We start from the raw sequence: 2,378 nt of genomic DNA on the forward strand, positions 1-2,378 counted from the left end.
ATCCTTGGCCTTGATTGTAATTGTTGGAAGAAAATCCGCTAACGGACGCTTTTGGGAAACACCCAACTTCTTTTTCATGTCCAAAGTTGTACGACCTCCAAACAAAGCCTGATCACCTTGACTCCGCAATCTGGCAAACCCTTTGCCATCAACGCCACGTTCATAAGCTATACCAGAAAGTTCTGATTCGGTATCGGCTAATTTTTCGCGCGATTAGCGATAAACAGCCTTTATGTTTACTACATTACTCAATAGATACCTTTAATTTTTCTTGAAAACGTTTTTCCAACTAACTGAGAAATACACCAGTAACTCGTCAATTTTTTCTGTCGGGTCAAGATATAAAGGCCTGACGCGGTATTCTGTATTTAAGTCAACATCAAAATTCTTCTTTCTATAAGTCGCTCCCAATATTCCGCCGACACACCCGCTCCCTAAAGTGCATCACAACATCGGAGAGCTTAAGACTTAATAGAAAAAATCCTCTGCTCGGCAGCCATTAAATAACTTTTTTCCTTCTCGACCCCTATCCACTTCCGGCCAAGTTTTTTTGCGACAAACGCAGTGGTGCCACTTCCTAAAAACGGATCAAGCACAATATCACCCTTATTGGATGAGGCGAGGATAATCCTCTTCAGCATTTCTTCCGGCTTCTGGGTGGGGTGTATTGCACGGCCATTTTTACATCTAAGCCGTTCTTTACCCTGCACAAGGGGAAGCGGCCAAACGTCTCGCATTTGTTTTAATGAGCCGTCCTTTTGTTTTTCTGGATTCGCTTTTTTCAAGTCCTGATAGTTAAATGTCCACCGCTTGCCTTTAACCGCCCAAACAATGAACTCTGTTGAATGGGTAAAGACTCGCCGCGTCATGTTCGGCATGGCATTGGTTTTCTGCCAGGTTATTATGTTATTTACATTAAACCCGAGCGCTTTTAGCGCCACCAGAATCTCGCCGATATTATGATAAGTGCAGGAGATGTAAATCGAACCACCTTCTTTTAAAACTCGATGGCAGGCTTTAATCCATTTTTTTGTAAATTCAAAATATTCTTTTTCCGGCATTTTGTCCCACTTTTCATCAACCATGTACCAGTCGCCGCCAGTTTTGTTTCCTTTCCATTTAAGACCTTTACCGGAAAGGTTATACGGGGGGTCTGCAAACACAAGAGCGATAGTAGCTGGATCAATATAACTATCTAGTGCCGTCACACAATCTTCATTGTAAAGGACATCTGTTTTCATAAAGATGTTCCCCAATCCCCAATAATTTTCGGAATCCCCTTGTACCAAGCGAGCGCATCCACAGAGGCGCCCATTGAGGATTGTATTGTTCCGAACAATACTTTCATTTTGCCAACTGAAAACTGCTTCGACTTGAACAGATTTAAAAGAGTTTTCAGTTGGTCGACCGTCAATGGGATAATTGTTAACTTGATAATCTTTTCACCTACAGAATATTGGCGGTTATTAAAAAAGGTTAAAACCGTGTTATTATCAATCTGCGGGGCAACGAATAAACCAAATACTTCTTTACCCTCATTTTCTGACTGAATTCTAGCGACATGCCGTGGAACAGGTTCGGCCTCGGTACTCCATTGATTTGCACGCACACTCAGGGTTACCTCCGTTACGAGGAGGAAATCGTCATATTCAAAGACCATATCAGGACGGTTACAAGGAGCATGATGGACAGGTTGCAAATCTTCGTCAATTTTAAACCCTCGAGCTTCGTACGGCTTATTTGCAATGGTGTTGATCGCAAGAAAAACACGCCATGTATTCCACTCAAGATATGCGGGATAATACGCTTCCCCACCTAGAATTTCCCGATGAGCGATTAAATCGTAAAAGTTAAGTATATCGTCAATTTGTTCTGGTTTGCTCTGTCGTCCATAAAACTCCATTTCTTTAAGGCGAAGCAGGTTTCCCTCTGCAACCCGGGATTGCTGCTTTAATTGAAGCAGATTGGTCGGAACAGTCGCCTCAACAGGTGGAATGGCCCCAATTTGCGTCGCCAATTCTCGCTCTTTTTTTTGCGTCGCCAATAGGTGTTCTTTTAAATATTCCTCATTATCACTTGGCAGAACTGGCGTGGAATCATTCCAGAGATAGTCTAAATATTCGTCGTCCCCAATCAAATTCCATGTTTGCGCAAGTAAGGATTTCACAAGACCTTCTTTTTCGCTAATTACCGTAAGCCGGTCCCGATTGATAGTGAACAACCCACTCTTTCTCAAATACCTAGTGTAGTGCGTCGTAAATAACTTGACATTTACTATTTACGCATCTTGCGTCGTGGTTTTAACCCCGCGGGTTTTTTCTACAACCAAGTTTACCCAACCCACGGGGTAAAAACAAGCATTTAAATGTAAAGAAGTG

Annotated in this window: 2 protein-coding genes; both read right to left on the reverse strand. The window is 42.4% G+C overall.

The window, feature by feature from the left end:
* Positions 1-461: 461 nt before the first annotated feature.
* Positions 462-1,241 (reverse strand): site-specific DNA-methyltransferase, encoded by a 780-nt coding sequence (locus KKD20_05200; protein MBU4332487.1) that lies wholly within the window; start codon positions 1,239-1,241, stop codon positions 462-464.
* Complete coding sequence (locus KKD20_05205) at positions 1,238-2,221, reverse strand: AlwI family type II restriction endonuclease (protein MBU4332488.1); 984 nt, start codon at positions 2,219-2,221, stop codon at positions 1,238-1,240. The genes KKD20_05200 and KKD20_05205 overlap by 4 nt, the downstream gene beginning before the upstream one ends.
* Between the last annotated feature and the right edge of the window lie 157 nt (positions 2,222-2,378).

It is taken from the genome of Patescibacteria group bacterium (assembly GCA_018896645.1).
In the GTDB taxonomy this organism is placed as follows: domain Bacteria; phylum Patescibacteriota; class Patescibacteriia; order UBA2591; family JABMQE01; genus JAHIMF01.